This window comes from Polyangium sp. 6x1 (genome assembly GCF_029946515.1).
GTDB lineage: Bacteria > Myxococcota_A > Polyangia > Polyangiales > Polyangiaceae > Polyangium.
Map to the genome: position 1 here is coordinate 16,443 of NZ_JARZHH010000048.1, position 19,121 is coordinate 35,563.

Annotated in this window: 11 protein-coding genes; 5 read left to right on the top strand and 6 right to left on the bottom strand. The window is 70.2% G+C overall.

Annotated elements, in window-relative coordinates; genetic code table 11:
* The first annotated feature begins 7 nt into the window (after positions 1–7).
* Positions 8–2,452 (top strand): ATP-binding protein, encoded by a 2,445-nt coding sequence (locus tag QHF85_RS34025; protein ID WP_281331570.1) that lies wholly within the window; start codon positions 8–10, stop codon positions 2,450–2,452.
* A gap of 46 nt (positions 2,453–2,498) precedes the next feature.
* Here the strand turns inward: QHF85_RS34025 and QHF85_RS34030 are convergent, their stop codons facing one another.
* Entirely contained in the window at positions 2,499–3,770 is a 1,272-nt protein-coding gene (locus QHF85_RS34030; protein WP_281331571.1) for a hypothetical protein, read from the bottom strand.
* A 183-nt stretch (positions 3,771–3,953) separates the two neighbouring features.
* Here QHF85_RS34030 and QHF85_RS34035 point away from each other — a divergent pair, with 183 nt between their 5' ends.
* Positions 3,954–7,940, top strand: a complete 3,987-nt coding sequence (locus QHF85_RS34035) for a protein kinase (protein WP_281331572.1) — start codon at positions 3,954–3,956, stop codon at positions 7,938–7,940.
* 369 nt (positions 7,941–8,309) lie between these two features.
* Here the strand turns inward: QHF85_RS34035 and QHF85_RS34040 are convergent, their stop codons facing one another.
* From QHF85_RS34040 to hisS, 3 genes are read right to left on the bottom strand one after another with little or no spacing between them, the layout of a single operon-like run.
* Positions 8,310–9,128: a hypothetical protein gene (locus QHF85_RS34040; RefSeq protein ID WP_281331573.1), complete on the bottom strand. Its 819-nt coding sequence runs from the start codon at positions 9,126–9,128 to the stop codon at positions 8,310–8,312.
* A 52-nt stretch (positions 9,129–9,180) separates the two neighbouring features.
* Entirely contained in the window at positions 9,181–10,884 is a 1,704-nt protein-coding gene (locus QHF85_RS34045; RefSeq protein WP_281331574.1) for a hypothetical protein, read from the bottom strand.
* Positions 10,881–12,170, bottom strand: coding sequence for a histidine--tRNA ligase (gene hisS / locus QHF85_RS34050; protein WP_281331575.1), 1,290 nt, complete (start codon positions 12,168–12,170; stop codon positions 10,881–10,883). Before hisS ends, QHF85_RS34045 begins: the two co-directional genes overlap by 4 nt.
* A gap of 92 nt (positions 12,171–12,262) precedes the next feature.
* Here hisS and ruvX point away from each other — a divergent pair, with 92 nt between their 5' ends.
* On the top strand, positions 12,263–12,826 hold the full coding sequence (gene ruvX / locus QHF85_RS34055; protein WP_281331576.1) for a Holliday junction resolvase RuvX: 564 nt from the start codon (positions 12,263–12,265) through the stop codon (positions 12,824–12,826).
* Here ruvX and QHF85_RS34060 read toward each other — a convergent pair.
* On the bottom strand, positions 12,823–14,439 hold the full coding sequence (locus QHF85_RS34060) for a serine/threonine-protein kinase (RefSeq protein ID WP_281331577.1): 1,617 nt from the start codon (positions 14,437–14,439) through the stop codon (positions 12,823–12,825). The genes ruvX and QHF85_RS34060 overlap by 4 nt on opposite strands.
* A 287-nt stretch (positions 14,440–14,726) precedes the next feature.
* On the opposite strand from QHF85_RS34060, the gene rpsO reads away from it, so the two are divergent.
* Together rpsO and pnp are read left to right on the top strand one after the other, a co-directional pair.
* A complete protein-coding gene (gene rpsO / locus QHF85_RS34065) occupies positions 14,727–14,993 on the top strand; it encodes a 30S ribosomal protein S15 (protein ID WP_281331578.1) in 267 nt (88 codons plus the stop codon).
* Between the two features lie 370 nt (positions 14,994–15,363).
* Positions 15,364–17,634, top strand: coding sequence for a polyribonucleotide nucleotidyltransferase (gene pnp / locus QHF85_RS34070; RefSeq protein ID WP_281331579.1), 2,271 nt, complete (start codon positions 15,364–15,366; stop codon positions 17,632–17,634).
* 57 nt (positions 17,635–17,691) lie between these two features.
* Here the strand turns inward: pnp and lysA are convergent, their stop codons facing one another.
* The gene (gene lysA / locus QHF85_RS34075) at positions 17,692–18,999 is read right to left on the bottom strand and encodes a diaminopimelate decarboxylase (RefSeq protein ID WP_281331580.1); all 1,308 of its coding nucleotides are present in this window, start codon (positions 18,997–18,999) and stop codon (positions 17,692–17,694) included.
* Between the last annotated feature and the right edge of the window lie 122 nt (positions 19,000–19,121).

The window sequence follows — 19,121 nt, forward strand, 5'->3', positions numbered from 1 at the left end:
GGGATTGGTGCCCGATTCGGACAAGCTCGTCGTCCTCAACGCCGTGTTGCGCGTGGCGGCTCGTCATCCGAGCCTGCTCGCGCCGGCCGCGTTCCAGGACCTTTCGCGCGCGCTCGCGGCGCACATCACGTTCGCCTCGGTCGCCGTGCTCCTCCCGGACGACGAGGGCCACCAGCGCTTCCACACCGACAACGCCGATCCGAACCTGCCCGGCAACGTGCGCTTCGGCGCTCGTATCCCCTTCGATCCGAGCTTCTACCAGCGCATCTACGTCGAGGTTCGTCCGTACATCTGCGACGACACGCGCCTCGGCAACGACATCGAGCGTTCGGTCGGCGAGGTCGGCTACCGGTCCTACGTGGCCGTGCCCGTGCGCTCGCCGGACGGCAAGCGCGCGCTCGCCACGGTCTCCATGACCTTCGCGGAGCCGGGGGCCGCGAGCCGCGCGCCCATCGACATCCTCGAGGAGATCGCAGACATCATCGGCGCGAGCATCGAGCGCTCGCTCCGGTCCACACGGGAGCGCCGGCTCGCGATGATCCTCGACACCTCGGGGGACGCGATGCTCGCGTGGGATCGGAGCGGCCGCGTGACCGACGCGAACCGCGCCGCGCTCACGCTCACAGGCCACACGCGCGAGGAGCTCATCGGCCGGAACATCGGATCGCTGCTCGATCCCGAGCCCGATCCGGCCGTGGGTCTGCCGCAGCCCGATGCGCGCCTCGTGCTCGTCGCGCGCACGCCCGAAGGCGAGGCGCGCCGCCTGCCCGTGGCCGCGACGATCACGGCCGTGGAGGACGATCCGCTCGTCGCGTGCCACGCGCTCTTGCGTGATCTCTCGGCGTGGGAGGCGAGCGAGCGTGATGTCGTCGCGCACCTCGCGCGCATTCGCGAGCTCGAAGAGCAGCACCGCACGTTGCTCGACAACGCCCCGCTCGTGATCTTCCGGCTCGATCCGAGGACGCTCGAGCTCGTCTACCTGAACCACTGCGCCGAGCGGCTGCTCGGCGTCCCGCTCGACGAGGCGCTCGCCACGCCGGGCTTTTTGTGCGGCGTGCACGTCGATCCGGAGGGCGCCGCCGCGTACGACGAGGCCGTGCTCCGGGCCCGCGCGGGCATGCGCTCCTCGCCGTACGAGGCCCGCCTCGCGCGCCGCGGCGCGCACGCGATCACGGCGCGCGGCACGATCTACCCGCTCGTCGGCAAGGGCGGCGAGGTCGTCGCGATCGAGGGCCTCTTCATGGACGTGAGCGTCGAGCACGCCGCGCGCACGCGCCTGATCCAGGCCGATCGCCTCTCCACGCTCGGCACGCTCGCCGCCGGCGTCGCGCACGAGATCAACAACCCCGCCGCGTTCATTCTGCTCGGCATCGACATGATGGCCCGCATGATCGCCGGCCCCGGCGTCGATCTCGGCCCCACGGTCTCCGAGCAGGTGCACCACATGCTCGGAGAGCTGCGCGACTCCACGCGGCGCATCGTCGACATCGTCCGCGACCTCCGCATGTTCGCCCGCGCGCCGGCCGGCACGCGCCGCATCGCGGTCGACGTGAACCGCACGGTCGAGAGCGCCCTCTCGCTCACGCGGGGCCAGATCATCGAGCGTGCGCGCATCGTCCGCGACCTCGGCGACGTGCCGCCCGTCATCATCGATGAGGGCCGGCTCGGGCAGGTGCTCGTGAACCTGCTCGTCAACGCGGCGCAGGCGATCCCGCGCAACACGCCCGGCGAGCCTGCCGTCACCGTCACGACGCGCAGCGAGGATCCACGCACGGTGGAGATCGAGGTGCGGGACACGGGCATGGGGATCTCGCCGGAGATCCTCGATCGCATCTGGGATCCGTTCTTCACCACGAAGGAGCCCGGCGCGGGCACGGGGCTCGGCCTCTCGATCAGCCGCGAGATCATCGAGCGCAGCGGCGGGCGCATCTACGTCGAGAGCCCCATCGAGGGTGAAGAGCCGCCGCACGGCGCGCGCTTCGTGATCGTCTTGCCGGCCGCGGGGAGGGGAGACTCGTCGATCCCGCCGATGCCGTCGACGCCGCCGCGCTCGATCAAGAGCGGCGTGCGCGTGCTCGTGGTCGAGGACGAGGCGCCGCTCGCGCGCGCGCTCGCCGAGGAGATCGGCCGGGTGCACGAGGTCTCGGTCGCGGGCGGGGCGCAGGGCGCGCTGGAGGCCCTCTCGTCGCAGCGGTTCGACGTGATCCTCTGCGATCTCCGGATGCCCGGCATGAGCGGCGAGGCGTTCTACGAGAAGGTCTGCGCTTCCCGCCCCGACGTCGCGAAGCGATTCGTGTTCATGACGGGCGTCGGCTTCGGCGCCGACGTGGAGCGGTTCCTCTCGGAGTCGGGGCGACCGGTGCTCGAAAAGCCGTTCTCCGCGGAGGACGCGCTCACGGTGATCCAGAAGGTCGTCACGAGGCACGGGCGCGCCTCGACGGCGGCGCGGTGAGAGCCGGATCGACGGCCGCGCCGGTCCATTTCCAGGACAACCCCGCCTAGGCTTCGCGCGGCGGTGCCTGGAGCTCGTCGAGGAACGACGGGTCTCCGAGCGCCGCCCCTCGCTCCGCGTCCGCGCGCGCCTCTTCCGTGCGCCCCATCCTCGCGAGTGCCCGCCCTCGCCAGACGAACGCGGTCGCATCCTCGGGATCCAGCGCGATCGAGCGCTCCGCGTCCGCGATGCAGGCCGCGTCGTTGCCCTGATCGAAAAACGCCTCGGCCCGGTTCGACAGCACCCGCGCCGCCTCGGGCGCGAGCTCGAGCGAGCGCGTGTAATCGGCGATCGCCCCCTCGACGTCGCCCGCGAGGTGCCGCGCGATCCCGCGCGTATCGAACGCGTCCGCCTCCGGCTCGAGGTAGATCGCCCACGAGGCGTCGGCGATCGCGCGATCGAGCTCGCCCGCCTCGAGCCACGCCGTCGCGCTCGCTCGATACGCGGCTGCGATCGTCGCCGCGTCCCGCACGCCCCACGTCCACGCCCGCGCTTGCCGCGCATCCCCGAGCGCGTCTCCGATCCGCTCCTCTTCGAGCGCTTGCAGCGCCGAGTCCGCGTGCACGTTCACCTGCTCGATCCGCGTCGCCTCCGGCGCGGCGAGCACCGTCGATTCGAGCCGGCTCATGAACCGCGGCGACTCTCCTTGCTCATCGAACTCGTAAAACACCGGCTCGTCTTCGACCGTGAACACCTCCATGTCGTGCGCGACCGCGAACGCGAGCGCCGCGAGGCCGAAGGCGTGGGTCTCCGGCAAGGCCGAGACGAGCCGCCCGAGCGGCGTGTCCGGATCGAAGAGCCGATCCAGCAGATCCTCTGTCTCCTCTGCCTGCAAAAGTTCGAGCGAGAGCGACGTTTCTCCCGGCAGCGCCGCCTGGATCGTCGCGAGCAGCGCGCCCCACTCGTCCTTGCGCAGCTCCCACACGAAGGGGAGGGACCAGCGCACGCGCGCGCCTTCGTGGGCCTCATCGCGCAGCGCGCGGATGCGCTCGTCCGCTTGCCGCAGCGTGGCGAGCAGGTGGCCGAGGACAAGGTCGAGATCGGCCGTGGAGGGCAGGGTGACGAGGTCCTCGCCGTACGGCAAAAAGAGCGGCGGCGCGTCCTCGCCGAGCGCCGCGAGGAACGCGTCGTCGTCGTCGAGCGGCGTGCCCTCTGCGTCGACGAGCTCGAAGCGCGGCGCGCAAAACATCCGCCCGGCCCCGAGGACGTGCTCGAGGAGCGCGAACGTCGCGAAGCTCCGGTACTCGAAATCCGCGTCACCGATGAGGAAATGACCCATGCGAGGCGTGCATCATGAGCTGCCGGAAGGTGCGCGAGCAAGGGGGGGAGGCGTGCTCCCGCGGGGCTTTTGTCTTGGTGTCGGCCCTGACTACGAACCGCCCGGGTCGATCCAGAAGGCCGCGGGAAGGGCCGCGAAATGACTTGGATGATCGCGCATCCGCCCGGATAGAATTCCCCGGCGATGTTGAAGCCAGGGATGCGGGTCGCTGCGCGCTTCGAGCTCGACGATCACACGATTTCGGGCGGGATGGCCACGATCTACCGAGCGCGCGATCTGGAGACGGGCGCGGTGGTCGCGGTGAAGGTCCTCGGCGGACGCAACGTGCGCGAGATGGAGCGCTTCTCGGCCGAAGCCGTGCTCCTCGCCGAGCTGCGGCATCAGGGCATCGTCCGGTACGTCTCCCACGGCTCCCTCCCCACGGGAGAGCTCTTCCTCGTCATGGAGTGGCTCGAAGGCGAGGATCTCTCCGATCGCCTCGCGCGTGGCCGCTTGCCGCTCGACGAGGCGATCCGGCTCGCGCGGTGCGTGGCCGACGCGCTCGGCGCAGCCCACGCGCGCGGGATCGTTCACCGCGACGTGAAGCCGAGCAACGTGTTCCTCCTGCGCGGCGACGTGGACGACGCGAAGCTGCTCGACTTCGGCATCGCGCGCCTCGGTTACGGCCGCACGCTCGCGACGCGCACGGGGACCTTGCTCGGGACGCCCGGATACATGGCCCCCGAGCAAGCGCAAGGGCGCAAGGACGTCGACGCACGCGCCGACGTGTTCTCGCTCGGCGCGATGCTCTTCGAGTGCCTGACGGGCAGGCCCGCGTTCGCGTCGGAGCAGCTCATGGCCACACTCTCGCGCATCCTGTTCGAGGAGCCGCCGCGCGTGCGCACGATCCGCAGCGAGACGCCGGCCGCGCTCGATCTGCTGGTCACCTCGATGCTCTGCAAGGATCCCGCGGGCAGGCCGCGCGACGGATCGATGGTCGTCGCCGCGCTCGACGCGCTCGGGCCGCTGCCCGGAGGGCCGTCGAGCAGCGAGCTCGTGCACTCGTCCGTGATGAGCCGTCCGGCGATCACGGTGCGCGAGCAGCAGCTTCTCTGCGTCGTGCTCGCGACGAGCACGTTCTCCAAGACGATCGCGGACGGCGACTCCACGGAGACGGACGTGACGCTCACGCCGGGGATGATGGCCGAGGCCATCCTCCGCCGCAGCCTCCCGAGCCTGCCCGGCGACGCGGTGAGCGCCACCGCGGGCACGCTCGACGATCTAAACGGCGTCGCGATGTCGTACGGCGGCAAGCTCGAGCGGCTCGTCGACGGGTCGCTGCTCGCGGTGTTCACGGGCGCCGCGGCCGCGATCGATCTCGCGGCGAGGGCCGCGCGGGCGGCAATCTCGCTCCGCGAGCTCTTGCCGGGCGTGCCGATCGCGGTGGCGACGGGGCGTGGCCTCGTCGCCCAGCAGCTTCCGGTCGGCGAGGCTGCGGAGTCGGCCGCGCGTACGCTCTCGGCGGCGCGCCGCGAGGGCGTGCGCATGGAGGGGCAGGTGTTCGTCGACGAGGTGACGGCGGGCCTGCTCGATGCGCGCTTCGACGTGCGGGAAGAGGGGGGTACGCGCGTGCTCGAGGCCGTGCGGGATCGGGCCGACGCGGCGCGCACGCTGCTCGGCAAGCCGAGCCCGTGCGTCGGGCGCGAGCGGGAGATCGGCACGCTCGTCGCGATCATGGAGGAGAGCATCGCGGAGCCGATCGCGCGCGTCTCGCTGGTGACGGGGCCCGCGGGCGTCGGCAAGTCGCGCGTCGCGACGGAGGTGCTCCGCAGGCTCGACGCGGCCGGGCACGACCTCGAAGTGTGGGTCGCGCGCGGTGATCCGATGGCCGCGGGCTCGACGTTCGGCATGCTCGCGCAGCTCGTCCGCGCCGCCGCGGGCATCGAGGTCGGCGCGCTCGCGGCCGTGCAGGAGGAAAAACTCCTCGCGCGTGTCTCGTCGTGCGTCCCGGCCGAGGACGTCGTGCGCGTGACCGTCTTCCTCGGCGAGATTCTCGGCCTGCGTTTGCCCGCGGAGCGCAGCCACCTGCTCGCCGCGGCGCGCGCGGACGCGATGTTGATGGGCGATCAGATGCGCCGCGCGTTCGAGGACTGGCTCTTCGCGGAGTGCACGAAAAAGCCCGTGCTGCTTCTGCTCGACGATCTGCATTTCGGCGATCTGCCGACGGTGCGGCTCATCGACGCGGCGTTGCGCCACGCGCGGGAGAAGCCGCTCTGCGTGCTCGCGCTCGCGCGGCCCGAGATCTCGCGCACCTTCCCGCGCCTCTGGGAGGAGCGCGGCATGCAGGAGGTCCGCCTCGGTGAGCTCGGGCGGCGCGCGAGCGAGCAGCTCTGCAAGGTTTGGCTCGGCAACACCGTCACGCCGGACCTCACGGCGCGCATCATCGAGCGCGCGGCAGGCAATCCGTTTTACCTCGAAGAGATCGTGCGCGCGGTGGCCTCGGGCCGCGGCGACGCGCTGCCGGGCACGGTGCTCGCGATGGTGCAAGCGCGCCTCGAGGAGCTCGAGGCCGTCGAGCGCCGCATCCTCCGCGCCGCGAGCGTGTTCGGCGACGTCTTCTGGCCCTCGGGCGTGGCCGCGCTCGTCGGCGGCGAGAAGAAGGAGGCGTCCGTGCGCGACGCGCTCAGCACGCTCGTCGAGCGCGAGCTCGTGTTTCGCCGGACCTCGCGCAGGTTCCTCGAGCAGGAGGATCACGCCTTCCGCAACGCGCTCGTGCGCGAGGCGGCCTACGCGACGCTCACGGACGCCGATCGCATGCTCGGCCATCGCCTCGCAGCCGCGTGGCTCGAATCGGTGGGCGAGACCGAGGCGATGGTGCTCGCGCAGCACTACGAGCGCGGCGGGGATCTGATCCGCGCGGCGACGTGGTACGGGCGCGCGGCGGAGACAGCGCTCGAAGGCAGCGACTTCGAGGCCGTGATCGAGCGGAGCGAGCGAGCGATCACCTGCGGCGCGCAGGGCGAGGAGCTCGGGCGCCTGCGGCTGCGGCAAGCCGAGGCGTACCGCTGGCAAGGCAAGTTCGCCGAGGCCGAGGAGCGTGGCCTCGAGGCGATCCAGATCCTGCCCGCGGGCAGCGATCCATGGCTCTTCGCGGTCGGCGAGATGGCGAGCGTGTTCGGCAAGCTCGGCAGCGTCGAGCGCGTCGAGGTCCTCGGCGACGCACTGCTCACGGTCGCGTGCATGCAGGAGGCGCCCGCGAGCGACGGGCACATCGCGGCACTCTCGCGCACCTCGACGGCGGCGCTCTTGCTCGGGAAAAACGAGCTCGCAGAGTCGCTGTTCAAGGAGCTCGAGCGGCTCGGGGGCGACTCGGAGAAGCCGCTGGCGAGAGGCTGGATCGAGCGCGCGCGTGCGTTCCGCGCGCCGTTCGTGGGCGAGACGGGCGCCTCGGCGCGGTACTTCTCGCTCTCGGCCGAGGGGTTCGAGAGGGCCGGCGACGTGCGGAACGCGTGCCTGCAACGCGCGAACTACGGCGCGTCCTGCCTCGAAGTCGGCGACTGGGTCGGCGCGGAGAAGGCACTCGTGCCAGCGATCGTGGACGCCGAGCGCATGGGCGCGAAGCACATCGTCTCGTCGGCGCAGCGCGATCTCGGGTACGCGCTCGCACGGATGGGTCGGCTCGAAGAAGCCAAGACGCTCGAAGAGCAGGCCGTCGCGGAGTTCGCGGCGCACGGCGATCGTCGGCTGGAAGGCGTGGGGCGCGACGAGCTCGCGACGATCCACCTGATGATGGGCGACCTCGCAGAGGCGGAGGCCGAGGCGCGGCGCGCGGTGGATCGGCTCGCAGTCGCACCGCCATACCTCTGCCACGGGCACGCGACACTCGCGCGGGTGCTGCTCGCCGTGGGCAACGCGGACGAGGCGCTCGCGAACGCACGAGCGTCGCGCAAGCTGCTCGCAGAGGTGGGCGCGCTCGAAGAGGGCGAGGGTCTCGTGCGGCTGATCCTGGCGCGCGCGCTCCACGCAAAAGGAGAGGTCGACGAGGCACGCGCCGTGATCGCAGAGGCGTTGCAAGAGATCGATCGGCGCACAGCGACGATCACGGATCCGGACGCGCGACAGACGTTCGCCGCGATCCCCGAGCACGTGGAGACCCACGAGATCGCGCGGACCTGGGGAATCGCAGGCTGAGCGCCCGCGGGGGCGGCAGGGCTTTGGAGGCGCCTCGCTGGGGCTTTGCCCCAGGCCCCACCGGGGCTGTCCGCCCCTGGACCCGGACCAGCGCAAGCGCTGGACTCGGGGTCGATGAACTGCGCGATGCGCAGTTCATCGAACAGGCCAGGTCAAGACGAGCGACGAACCCGCCAACCAAGACAGCCGCGCTGACGGTTCTTCCGGCAACGCCCGCATGGTCTTGCCATCGGCCTGTGGAAGAACTGCGCGGAGCGCAGTTCTTCCATCAAAGGTCCAGGGCTGGCCCTGGTTCGGGTCGAGGGGCGAACAGCCCCCGCGGGGCCCGGGGCAGAGCCCCGGCGCGGCGCCTCCTCGAGCGAAAGGACGTCAGCGTCGCGGCGTCAAAAGAGGCGGCAATCGCGTGGTGGCCTCGTTCTTCGCGAGCGTCGCCGGAGCGGGCTTGGCTGCGCGGAGGACTTTTTCGAGCTCGCTGGTGACGCCGTCCGCCCATTTTGTCGCGGCTTCGATGCCGGCCGGGAAGAATCCGTAATGCCAGCCGTCGCCGCCGTCGGGGTACGCGGAGAGCTTCCGGCTGTCGACGAGGTGACAGGCGGGAGCCGCCTTCGGATCGTCTGTGGCGGCCTGGATGCCGTCGCGCAGCATGGCGTAGACCTTGTCTCCGAAGCTGGGCGACCATTTTCGCATCGAGGGTGGCCCGATCCAGATGCAGACCGTATTGGGCCGCGACTTGATGCGCCGGATGGTCTGCTCGACGTTTCCGACCTGGAGTGAAGGCTCCCCGGGCATGTTGCTGCCGAGCCCGACGAGCACGACCTGCTTTTCGTATGTGCCGGGCGGCGCGAGCAATTCGTCGAGCGTCGGCGCGCGCAGTTTGCGCTCGGGCAGCCGGACTCGTGCGAGGATCGGCGACTTGTCGCAGCTATGGTAATGGTAGCCGCGCAGCGACACCTTCGCCGTCAGGAGCCACTCCGTGGATGCGCCGCCGAGCGTGTAGCTCTCGAGCTCGGCGTCTTTTTGCGCGAGGAGCCAGCTGTCGAGCCGGTCTCCGAACGCTGTGAGGCCGTGCGAATCGTAGACCGTCACGAATCGGACCCGCCCGCACGGCGCCGCCTCTGCTTCCGCTCGGGTCACGAGGAGCGAAGCGAGCGCGATCCCCAGGGAAAGGACGCGACGGAATGCAAGCACGCGTCTACGTTACCACGCCATTCGCCGCGCGGAAAGGCCTCGCGCGGCCTCCCTATTTGCTGAGCGTGATCGGGATGTAGGCGAGGCGCATCTTGGACATCGTCCCGTCGCGCGTGTACCCCGCCAAACCGTAGAGGACGTTCCACCAGTGGCCGGTGGGCGATTGACCGTACGAGAAGAACGGGAAGAAGTGGAACTCCCATTCCGATCCGCGCGCGAGCTTCTTCTCGCGATAGAACGTGTTCAGGGCGAGCTGCGAGACGCCGTCCTGGTCGGCGAAGCGGAAGAAGCCCGGGAGCACGACGGTCGCGCGCGAGGTCGGCGAGGCGAAATCCCACACGAATGGCGCGAGCACGAGGTGCGACGATTGATTCGTGCGCCCCATGTGGAAGATGGGGAAGAAGTTCGCCGCCCAGCCAGTGGTGTCGGCGCGATAGCGGAAGAGCGGCGTGATCCAGGTCTCGTCGCTGAGGCCGTATCGCTGGAACCGGCCATAGAAGGGGAAGATCGCGAGCTCCTTGCCGCGCGGCGATTCGCCCTTGTAGAAGAACGGGAAGAAGAGCTTCCGATCGAGCCCGATGTCCGGATCACGGTAATGCCAGTAGAGCGGCGTGATCATCTCGAGCTCGGTGCGGCCCTGGTAATGGGCATAGCCCCAGGTCGCGAACGTCTTCTCGCCCTTCTCGCCGCGCTCCCACCAGAAGAGCGGCGTCACGAGCCGCGAGGCGTTGCCCTCGTAGCCATAATGAAAGAGCGGGAAGACCGTGAGGTGTTCCTTGTTCTTGCCCCAGGTGTGCCAGTAGAACGGCACGACGTGGCGGCTGTCGCCCTCGTTATCGTGGCGGCGGATGTACGGGCCCCAGACGTTGAGCCAGCTCTCGCCGATCTCGTTGTAACGATAATAATGGAGGAGCGGCGGGATGACCTCGTATTCGGTCGTCTCGTTGCGGCCGTAGAAATAAAGGGGCGCGACGCCGAGGTCGATGTCGTCGGCGGTGCGCGTGTCGCACGCGGGGCCGCCCTTCCATTTGCAGAACATCGGGCCGACGATGTCGAGGCCGTCGTGATCCGTGTGCTGCGTGAACGTGAGCAGCGGCGGGATGTGCAGGTAGCTCTTCGTCCCCGTCTTCCCCTCGAAGAAGAGCGGGGGAAGGAGGTTCATGTGGCTCGCCGGCTTCTTCGCCGTCGCCTCGCTCTCCTGATGGACGTACGGGCCGACGACCGTCGTGCGGGTCTCGCCGTCACGCAATCGCCAGAACAGCGGGAAAAGGACGTCGGCGTCGGCCTTCGGGCTCCGGCGGTTGTAATAGAAGAGCCCGAAGAGGCTCGCGCGATCCTGCTCCTTCGGCTTCTTCCATTCGGCCCACAGGGGAAAGAGCGTGCGAAATTCGTATTTCGGGCTTTTCTCCGAGTACCACAGGCCATAAAAGCGACGCTCCGACGGCTCGAGCGCCGGCGTCGCCTCCGGATCGGCGCTCGATCCGAGCTGCTTCGCCACGGTGGGCGGGACCGCGAGCGGATCCTGCGGCAGCGAGGGCTCCTGCGTCTGGAGCTGCTGGGACTCGTCCGCGCCGGAGGCTGCGTGCGTCTGCGGCTGGTCCGAAGGCGCTTGCTTCGGGCGCCCTTGCGGCGGAGGACCGCCAGGCGGCCCGCCCGGGCCCATGCCGCCCTGCGCGTACGAGACCGCCGGGACCGCGACGAGCGCCGCGATCACGAGGGAGGCCAGCGAGGTGCCGCGCCGTCGAAGGACGCTCACCGCGCCTCGCCCGGCGGAGGAGACGCCTCGGCCCGCGCCCGCGCCGCGAGGACGTCCGCCGCGTCCGCGAGCGGCACCTCGTCCTGCTTGTGTGCCGCGAGCTCCTTCACCGACACGACACCCTTTTCGAGCTCGCCGTCGCCGAGGATCACGCAGAGCTTCGCGCCGAGCGCGTCGGCGCGGCGGAGCATCGCCTTGAGGCGTCCGCCGCGGCCGTCGACCTCGACACGCACGCCGCGCGCGCGGAGGTCGCGGCCGAGCACGAGCGCGCGGCTCGTGCACGCGTCCGAGAGTGGCGCGACGTAGATCGCGGGGCGCTCGCGCGACGCCTCGCCGGGCATCAACGTGAGCAGCCGCTCGATGCCCATCGCGAAGCCGATCGCGGGCACGCTCGGGCCGCCGAGGCCCTCGATCATGTTGTCGTAGCGGCCTCCACCGACGACCGTGCTCTGCGCGCCGAGATCACCTGCGGTCGTGACGAACTCGAAGAGCGTGCGCGTGTAGTAGTCGAGGCCGCGCACGAGCGTGGGGTCGACGATGTACCGCACGCCGAGCGCGTCGAGGTGGCGGCGCACGCCCGCGAAGTGCGCAGCGTCGGCCTCGTCGAGCAGCTCGAGGATCGAGGGCGCGCCCTTCGAGGCCTCGCGATCACGCGGGTCCTTCGAGTCGAGGATGCGCAGCGGGTTCTTCTCCAGCCGGCGCTGCGAGTCCTCGGAGAGTTTGTCCTTCATCGGCGTGAAGTACGAGACGAGCGCGTCGCGGTAGCGCGCGCGTGTGCCCGACGCGCCGAGCGAGTTGAGCCGCACCTCGATGTTGCCGATGCCGAGCCCCGTGTTCAGCAGCGAGAGGATCATCTCGATCATCTCGGCGTCGGCGAGGGGACCCGCGTCGCCGTAGAGCTCGCAGCCCGCCTGATAAAACTGCCGGTAGCGGCCCTTCGCCGGGCGTTCGCCGCGGAACATCGGGCCGAGGTAGTACCAGCGCGAGGCGGGCTCCTTCGTGTGGATCTTGTGCTCGACGTACGCGCGCGCCGCGCCGGCCGTGCCTTCGGGGCGCACGGTGAGCTCGTCGCCGTGCCGCGCGAACGAGTACATCTCCTTCTCGACGACGTCGGTCGTCTCGCCGATCTGCCGCGAGAAGAGCGCGGTGTGTTCGAGGATCGGCGTGCGCACCTCGTCGTAGCCGTACCGAGCGACGTGCTCGCGGAACGCCTGCTCGAGGCGCTGCCAGCGCGCCGCCTCGTCCGGCAGGATGTCGTTCATCCCCTTGACCGCGCGAAGTTCCATGTCCGCCGCGGCTTATGGTCGGAGAGCCGAGAAGGGTCAAGCTTTGCCGACCTCTTGACGTACGACGGGGTCTGTCCTCCCTTGTCCCGGGTATGGCAGAGCGTCCTGGCCGTCCCCCGAACCTTGGGGGCTCCGCTCCGACAAGCGGAGCTGTGCCCCTAAACCCCCCGAACCCCCCGCGTGTATGCGCGCTCGACCTGGGCAAGGCCCGGGTGGGCGTGGCCATCGCCGACGAGCTCGGGCTGCTCGCGCACCCCCGGCCCCCGCTCGACGGGCGCGACAAAAAGGCGCTGATTCGCGCCCTTGGCGAGCTCGCCCGCGAGGAGGGGGTGGGCCTCTTCCTGGTCGGCCTGCCGCTCGACATGTCCGGCGAGCACGGCCCCATGGCGACGCGCGCCGCGGACCTCGCCCAGGAGATCGGCCAGGCCACGGGCGTGCCCGTGGAGCTCTTCGACGAACGCTGGACGACCGTGGAGGCGGCCCGGAAGCTCCGGGAGAGCGGGACCTCGGGCAAGCGGCAAAAGGGCGTCATCGACGGCATGGCCGCCGCCGTGATGCTCCAGGCCTACCTCGATCGATCCCAGGGCCTCGGCAGCGCCGCCACGCTCGTCATGCCGCCGCCCCCGCCGCCCCGCGGACGGGGAGGGAGGCGCTAGGCCGCCTTCTTGTTGTCGTCGAGCATCATGTGCGCCGTGAGCGCCGCGATGAGCGCGATGACGAGCAGGAGCACGTCCCAGACTGGCCACGCCACGCCGACGGCGCGCCGGAGCAGCACGGACTCGATGAGCCGCACGAGCATCGAGCCGAACCCGTAGGCGCAGAGGCCCACGACCACGGGGCGACGCAGCCGTCCGAGCATCTCGATCGCCTTCACCGTGTTGTCCCAGACCGCCTTCCGGAGGTGGCGGATGAGCAGGATGATCGGCGTCGCGAGCGCGACCGGGATGAGGAGCAGGAGCAGGACGGACTCCGAGACGGTCAGGTTCGCCGTCGCGCCGCCGCCGCGGGTGATGCGGAAGATGGATGCCGCGGTCGTGATGAGGCCGCCGAGCGTGAAGAAGACGCCGAGCGCCGTCATGAGCACGAGCATCGGCCGCGCCATCGTGGCCTCTTGCTGCTGCTTGATGAAGAGGGCCGACGGGCGCGTCAGGGTCCCGGTCGCGGTCGCGTCGCCGACGGGGACCATCGCGGCGCTGGCTTGCTCGTCCGTATCCCAGGGCGCGAGATCGGCGTCGAGCTCGGCCATGCTCTGGTGACGATCGTCCGGCTCCTTGGCCATCGCGCGCTGGACGACCATCTCCAGCGTCTCGGGGATGCTCGGCTCGAGCGAGCGCGGACGCGGCGGGTCCTCGGAGAGCACCGCCATGAGCGTCGCGGCCGGATCGCCGTTGTCGAACGGACGCTTGCCCGTGAGGGCGCAGTAGAGCATCGCGCCCACGGCGTAGATGTCGGCGCGGTGGTCGACGCGCTGACCACGTGCCTGCTCCGGCGCCATGTACGAGGGCGTGCCCATGATCATGCCCGTGCGCGTGAGCGCCTTGCCCGTCGCGTTGTCCTCGATCTTCGAGATGCCGAAGTCGATCACCTTCGCGGTGGGGCGGTTCAGGTCACCGATCAGGAACACGTTCTCGGGCTTCATGTCGCGATGCACGACGCCCTTCGCGTGCGCGGCGGCGAGCGCCTTGCAGACCTGCCGGACGATGCGGATGGCCTGCGGCACGGGCATCTTGCCCAGCTGCGTCAGCAGGTCGGCGAACTCCTTGCCGTCGAGCAGCTCGCTGATGATGAAGGGGCGCCCGTCGCTCGTGCGATCGATGTCGTAGACGTCGATGACGTGGGGGCTCTTGATCTGCGCCGCGGCCTCGGCCTCGCGCTGGAAGCGGGAGAGCACGTCGGGCTGACGCGCGTACTCCGGGTGCAGCATCTTGATGGCGAAGCGCTTCGAGCCGATGCGCGTGTGGCGCGCCTCGTAGACGCGGCCCATGCCGCCTTCGCCGATCACGCGCACGATGGTGTACGACTCGCGCAGCGTCTGGCCGACGAGCTCGTCTTGCGTCTCCTCCGCGAGCTCGGCGCCGTCCTTCGGGCAGACCTTGTACTCGCCCGGATAGCGGCTGTTGCACGTCGGACAGATGCGCTGCGGGGCGGCGACGCCTGCGACGAACGAGTCGGCCGATCCGTACCCGGTGGCCGCGGAGCCGATCCCGGTGAGATTCGTCGTCGCGGGGCCCACGACGATCGACGGCTGGGCCGACGAGGACGCAGCCATATGGGGAGAAGCCCCCGAATCGGGGGGCCGAAAATTGCCGGCCATCGCGACGCAGACTAGCGGAAGTCGGCTGGCCGAGGGGGACAATCCCGCCGCAAACCTCGCTCGCTCGCCCCTCGGCGTTCCGTCCCGTTGACCGACCGGGCGAGATGCGTATACTCCGCCTCCGTTTTTCGTTCGGCCCGATCACGTGGGCACGCGCCGCTCCGGGCGCGCGCTCGCCGTCGGGCGTCACTTGGCGATCCGGCGCTCGGCAGCGCAAGGATACGCCGAGGAGCAGAAGACCGATGCTTCATCCGATTCACAAGACGACGATCATCGACAAGTTCCGCACCCACGAGGGCGACACCGGTTCGCCCGAGGTGCAGATCGCGCTCCTCAGCGAGCGGATCACGCAGCTCACGGAGCACTTCAAGACGCACAAGAAGGACCACCACTCGCGTCGTGGTCTCCTCAAGCTCGTCAGCCAGCGCCGCCGCCAGCTCGACTACTTGAAGAAGATCGACATCGAGCGCTACCGGTCGCTCATCAGCCGCCTCAACATCCGCAAGTAAGCGTTCGAACACGCGAACGACGAGAGGGCTCGCTCCTTGGGAGTGGGCCCTCTTCGCTTTTTGTGCCGTTTGTCCGTCCGGCTTATCGAAGTGCTTCCGGAAGAACGGCGCGCCGCTCCGCCGAAAAAAGTGGCGGGTTCGAGCGGGAGGCTCTACACAGAGAGCCGAAATACGTCGGTTTGGACAATAGTACGGGACGCGGGGGCGTTCCCCAGAGGCCGTGAGCGCTACGGAGCGTCTTCGTCTTCGCTTCGTGCCCAGCAGCGCCGCTGCTCCTGGGCAGGAATCGAGGAAGAAGATCCGCCTTGCGCTTGGATGTCACGGGTCTTCGGGAGCGCGATCGCGCACCGCGAGAGAGAGCGCAAGACACATGTACGTTCGTGAATCCGTCATGGTCGGCGGCCGAGCCCTCACGCTCGAGACCGGCCGTCTGGCCAAGCAAGCCCATGGATCCGTCCTGGTCACCTACGGGGAGACCATGGTCCTCGTGACCGCGGTGTCGCAAGACGAGCGGCCCGGGCTCGATTTCTTCCCCCTCACCTGTGAGTTCGTCGAGAAGACGTACGCCGCCGGCAAGATCCCGGGCGGCTTCTTCAAGCGCGAGGCGCGCCAGCGCGACGAGGAGATCCTCGCCTGCCGCATCATGGACCGCCCGCTCCGCCCGCTCTTCCCCGATGGCTTCAAGAAGGACACGCAGATCATCGCGACCGTCCTCTCGAGCGACAAGCAGAACAAGGCCGACGTCCTCGCGCTGACGGGCGCGAGCGCGGCGTTGCACATCTCGGACATCCCGTGGAACGGGCCCATCGTCGGCGTGCGCGTTGGCCGCAAGGCCGGCGAGTTCGTGGCGTATCCGACCGCGGCCGAGATCGAGGAGTGCGACATCGACCTCGTCGTCGCCTGCTCGCGCGACGCGATCGTGATGGTCGAGGGCGGCGCCGCCGAGGCGACCGAGAGCGACATCATCGACGCGCTCATGTTCGCGCACGAGACGGCGCAGCCGGTGATCGACCTCATCGAGCGCGTCCGCCAGGCCGTGGGCAAGCCGAAGAAGGCGTTCCAGGCGCCGCAGCTCGAGGACGCGATCAAGACGCGCGTCGCCGAGATCGTCGACAACGACCTCAAGTCCGCGACCCGCGTGACCGACAAGAAGGCGCGCTACGAGGGGTACTCGACGCTCAAGAAGAAGCTCGGCGAGGCGTTGCTCGCGGAGCTCGGCGCGGAGAAGTACGTCGCGAACGAGAAGCTCATCAAGGCGGAGTTCGAGGAGCGCAAGGCGCACGTCGTCCGCACCTACGTGCTCGACGAGGGCAAGCGCATCGACGGCCGCGACACGCGGACGATCCGGCCGATCATGTGCGAGGCGGGGCTGCTCCCGCGCGTGCACGGCAGCGCGCTCTTCCAGCGCGGCGAGACGCAGGCGATCGTGACGACGACGCTCGGCACCTCGACGGACGAGCAGAAGATCGATGGCCTGATGGGGGAGAGCTGGAAGCGCTTCTACCTCCACTACAACTTCCCGCCCTTCTCGACGGGCGAGACGAAGCCGATGCGCGGCCCCGGCCGGCGCGAGATCGGGCACGGCGCTCTCGCCGAGCGCGCGCTCTCCCGCATGATCCCCGCGCAGGAGCAGTTCCCCTACACGATCCGCATCGTGAGCGAGACGCTCGAGTCGAACGGCTCGTCGTCGATGGCGGCCGTCTGCGGCGGCTGCCTCTCGCTCATGGACGCGGGCGTGCCGATCAAGTCGGCCGTCGCCGGCATCGCGATGGGCCTCATCGCCGAGGACAACAAGTACGCGATCCTGAGCGACATCCTCGGCGACGAGGATCACCTCGGCGACATGGACTTCAAGGTCTGCGGCACGGCGCGCGGCGTGACGGCGATCCAGATGGACATCAAGATCGCGGGCCTGTCGCGGGCGATCCTCGCGCAGGCGCTCGATCAGGCGCGCGAGGGCCGACTGCACATCCTCGGCAAGATGCTGGAGGCGCTGCCGGCGCCGCGGCCCGATCTCAGCCAGTACGCGCCGCGCATCACGACGATCAAGGTCAAGCCCGACCAGATCCGCCTGATCATCGGCCCCGGTGGCAAGACCATCAAGGGCATCGTCGACCAGACGGGCGTGGCGATCGACGTGGAGGACGACGGCACGGTGAACGTGGCGTCGGCGGACTCGGAGGCCGTGAAGAGGGCGCTCGACATCATCAAGGGCCTCACGGCGGAGCCCGAGGTCGGCGCGGTCTACAAGGGCACGGTCAAGCGCATCACGGACTTCGGCGCGTTCGTCGAGATCCTCCCGGGCACCGACGGCCTCGTGCACATCTCGGAGCTCGCGCACACGCGCGTCGAGCGTGTCGAGGACGTGGTGAAGGAAGGCGACACGGTCGAGGTGAAGGTCGTGAGCGTCGACCGCGAGGGCAAGATCCGCCTGAGCCGCCGCGAGGTGCTGCCGCTCCCGGAGGGTGAAGCCGGCGTGGAGGCGAAGGCGCGGCTCGATCAGGCGCGCGAGCGAGACGCCAGCGGGCCGCCGCCGCGTCGGGATGGTCCGCCGCGCGGCGATCGTCCGCCGCGCCGGGATGGTGGTGGTGATCGCGGGGATCGTCCGCGTGGCGATCGTCCGCCGCGCGATCGTCGCTGACCGCGCCGCATGCGTGAAAGGGGGCGGGCCTTCCGGGCTCGCCCCCTTCGCTTTTTGTCAGCCGAAGAGGCGGGACGCCGCCCACGCCGCCGCGTCACGCGAGCGATGAATCGTCGCCACACGCCCGCCCGCGAGGAAGATCTCCGTCGGCAACCCGCGCCCGTTGTACTCGCTCGCCATCACGAAGCCGTAGGCGCCGGCGTCGCGGAGGATCACCGCGCGCGGCAGCGGCTCCGCGAAGGGGTGCTCGCCGAAGTCGTCGGAGCTCTCGCAGACGGGCCCCACGACGCGATAGCCGGGCGCTGCGCCTTCCGCGGGCGGAGGCGCGTCGATCGGCTCGATGCGGTGCTTGGCGCCGTAGAGCGCGGGGCGGACGAGATCGTTCATGCCCGCGTCGATCATGAGCCACCGCCGCGCAGGCTCTCCCCGCGAGCGCTTCGCCATCACCACGCTCGCGCAGAGCACGCCGTACGGCGCCACGAGCGCGCGCCCCGGCTCGACGACGATCCGCGTGCCGCCGAAGCCACGCTCCGCGACGAGGCGGCTCGCCGCGCGCGCGAAATCCGCGGGCGTGACGGGGCAACCCGCGCCGTAGTCGATCCCGTAGCCGCCGCCGAGATCGAGGTACGCGAGGGGCTTGCCCGCCGCGCGACGCTCGGCCGCGAGGTCGAGCACCACGCGCGCGCCTTCGAGGTACTCGTCCGTGCGCGTGAGCTGCGAGCCGATGTGACAGCCGAGGCCCATGAGCTCGAGCGCCCCCTCGGCTGCGTCGATCGCTTCGTACGCCGCCGGAAGATCGGCGAGCGCGATGCCGAACTTCGCCTCGTCGTGGCCCGTCGCCACGTGCGCGTGCGTGTCGGCCTCGATGCTCGGGTTCACGCGGAAGGCCACGCGCGCCTTGCGGCCGAGCGCGCGGGCGCGGGCCGCGGCGCGTGGGATCTCCTCGACGCTCTCCATCTGCAGCGCGAGGATCCCGCGGTCCCCTGCGCCGATCGCCTGATCGATCTCGCGCGTGGTCTTGGCGACGCCGCTGAACAGGATCGAATCCGCGGGGATGCCCGCGCCGAGCGCCACGGCGAGCTCGCCGCCGGAGACCACCTCGGCTCCGCAGCCCGCGGCGCCGAGTGCGCGCACGATGGGGCCCGCCGTGTTCGCCTTGACGGCGTAGGCGATCAAGTGCGGCGCGCCTTCGAACCCCGCGGCGAGGTTCCGGGCTGCCTGCACGATCGCGTCCACGTCGTACACGTAGGCGGGGGTGCGCGGTCGTTCTGCGCCTTCTTGTGGGGACTCCGCCCCGAGGTCGAGGAGGTCCTCGAGGCGGAGGCCGCCCATCGTGGCGGCCCCGCGCGCGTCGCGTGTCAGCATGGGCCTCGGGTAGCGCGGCGCGGGCAGGGGGTAAAGCCGGCATGGCGCGGGGCGTCGGGCGGGCTCGTCCCGGCGACCCGGACGACCCGCCGTTCCACGTCGGACGGCTCACGGAGGTTCCC

Excerpts from the sequence above, each read along its gene's own strand:
- QHF85_RS34030 (WP_281331571.1), bottom strand. The coding sequence starts at position 3,770 with ATGGGTCATTTCCTCATCGGTGACGCGGATTTCGAGTACCGGAGCTTC.
- QHF85_RS34035 (WP_281331572.1), top strand. The coding sequence starts at position 3,954 with ATGTTGAAGCCAGGGATGCGGGTCGCTGCGCGCTTCGAGCTCGACGAT.
- hisS (WP_281331575.1), bottom strand. The coding sequence starts at position 12,170 with ATGGAACTTCGCGCGGTCAAGGGGATGAACGACATCCTGCCGGACGAG.
- ruvX (WP_281331576.1), top strand. The coding sequence starts at position 12,263 with ATGGCAGAGCGTCCTGGCCGTCCCCCGAACCTTGGGGGCTCCGCTCCG.
- QHF85_RS34060 (WP_281331577.1), bottom strand. The coding sequence starts at position 14,439 with ATGGCTGCGTCCTCGTCGGCCCAGCCGTCGATCGTCGTGGGCCCCGCG.
- rpsO (WP_281331578.1), top strand. The coding sequence starts at position 14,727 with ATGCTTCATCCGATTCACAAGACGACGATCATCGACAAGTTCCGCACC.
- pnp (WP_281331579.1), top strand. The coding sequence starts at position 15,364 with ATGTACGTTCGTGAATCCGTCATGGTCGGCGGCCGAGCCCTCACGCTC.
- lysA (WP_281331580.1), bottom strand. The coding sequence starts at position 18,999 with ATGCTGACACGCGACGCGCGCGGGGCCGCCACGATGGGCGGCCTCCGC.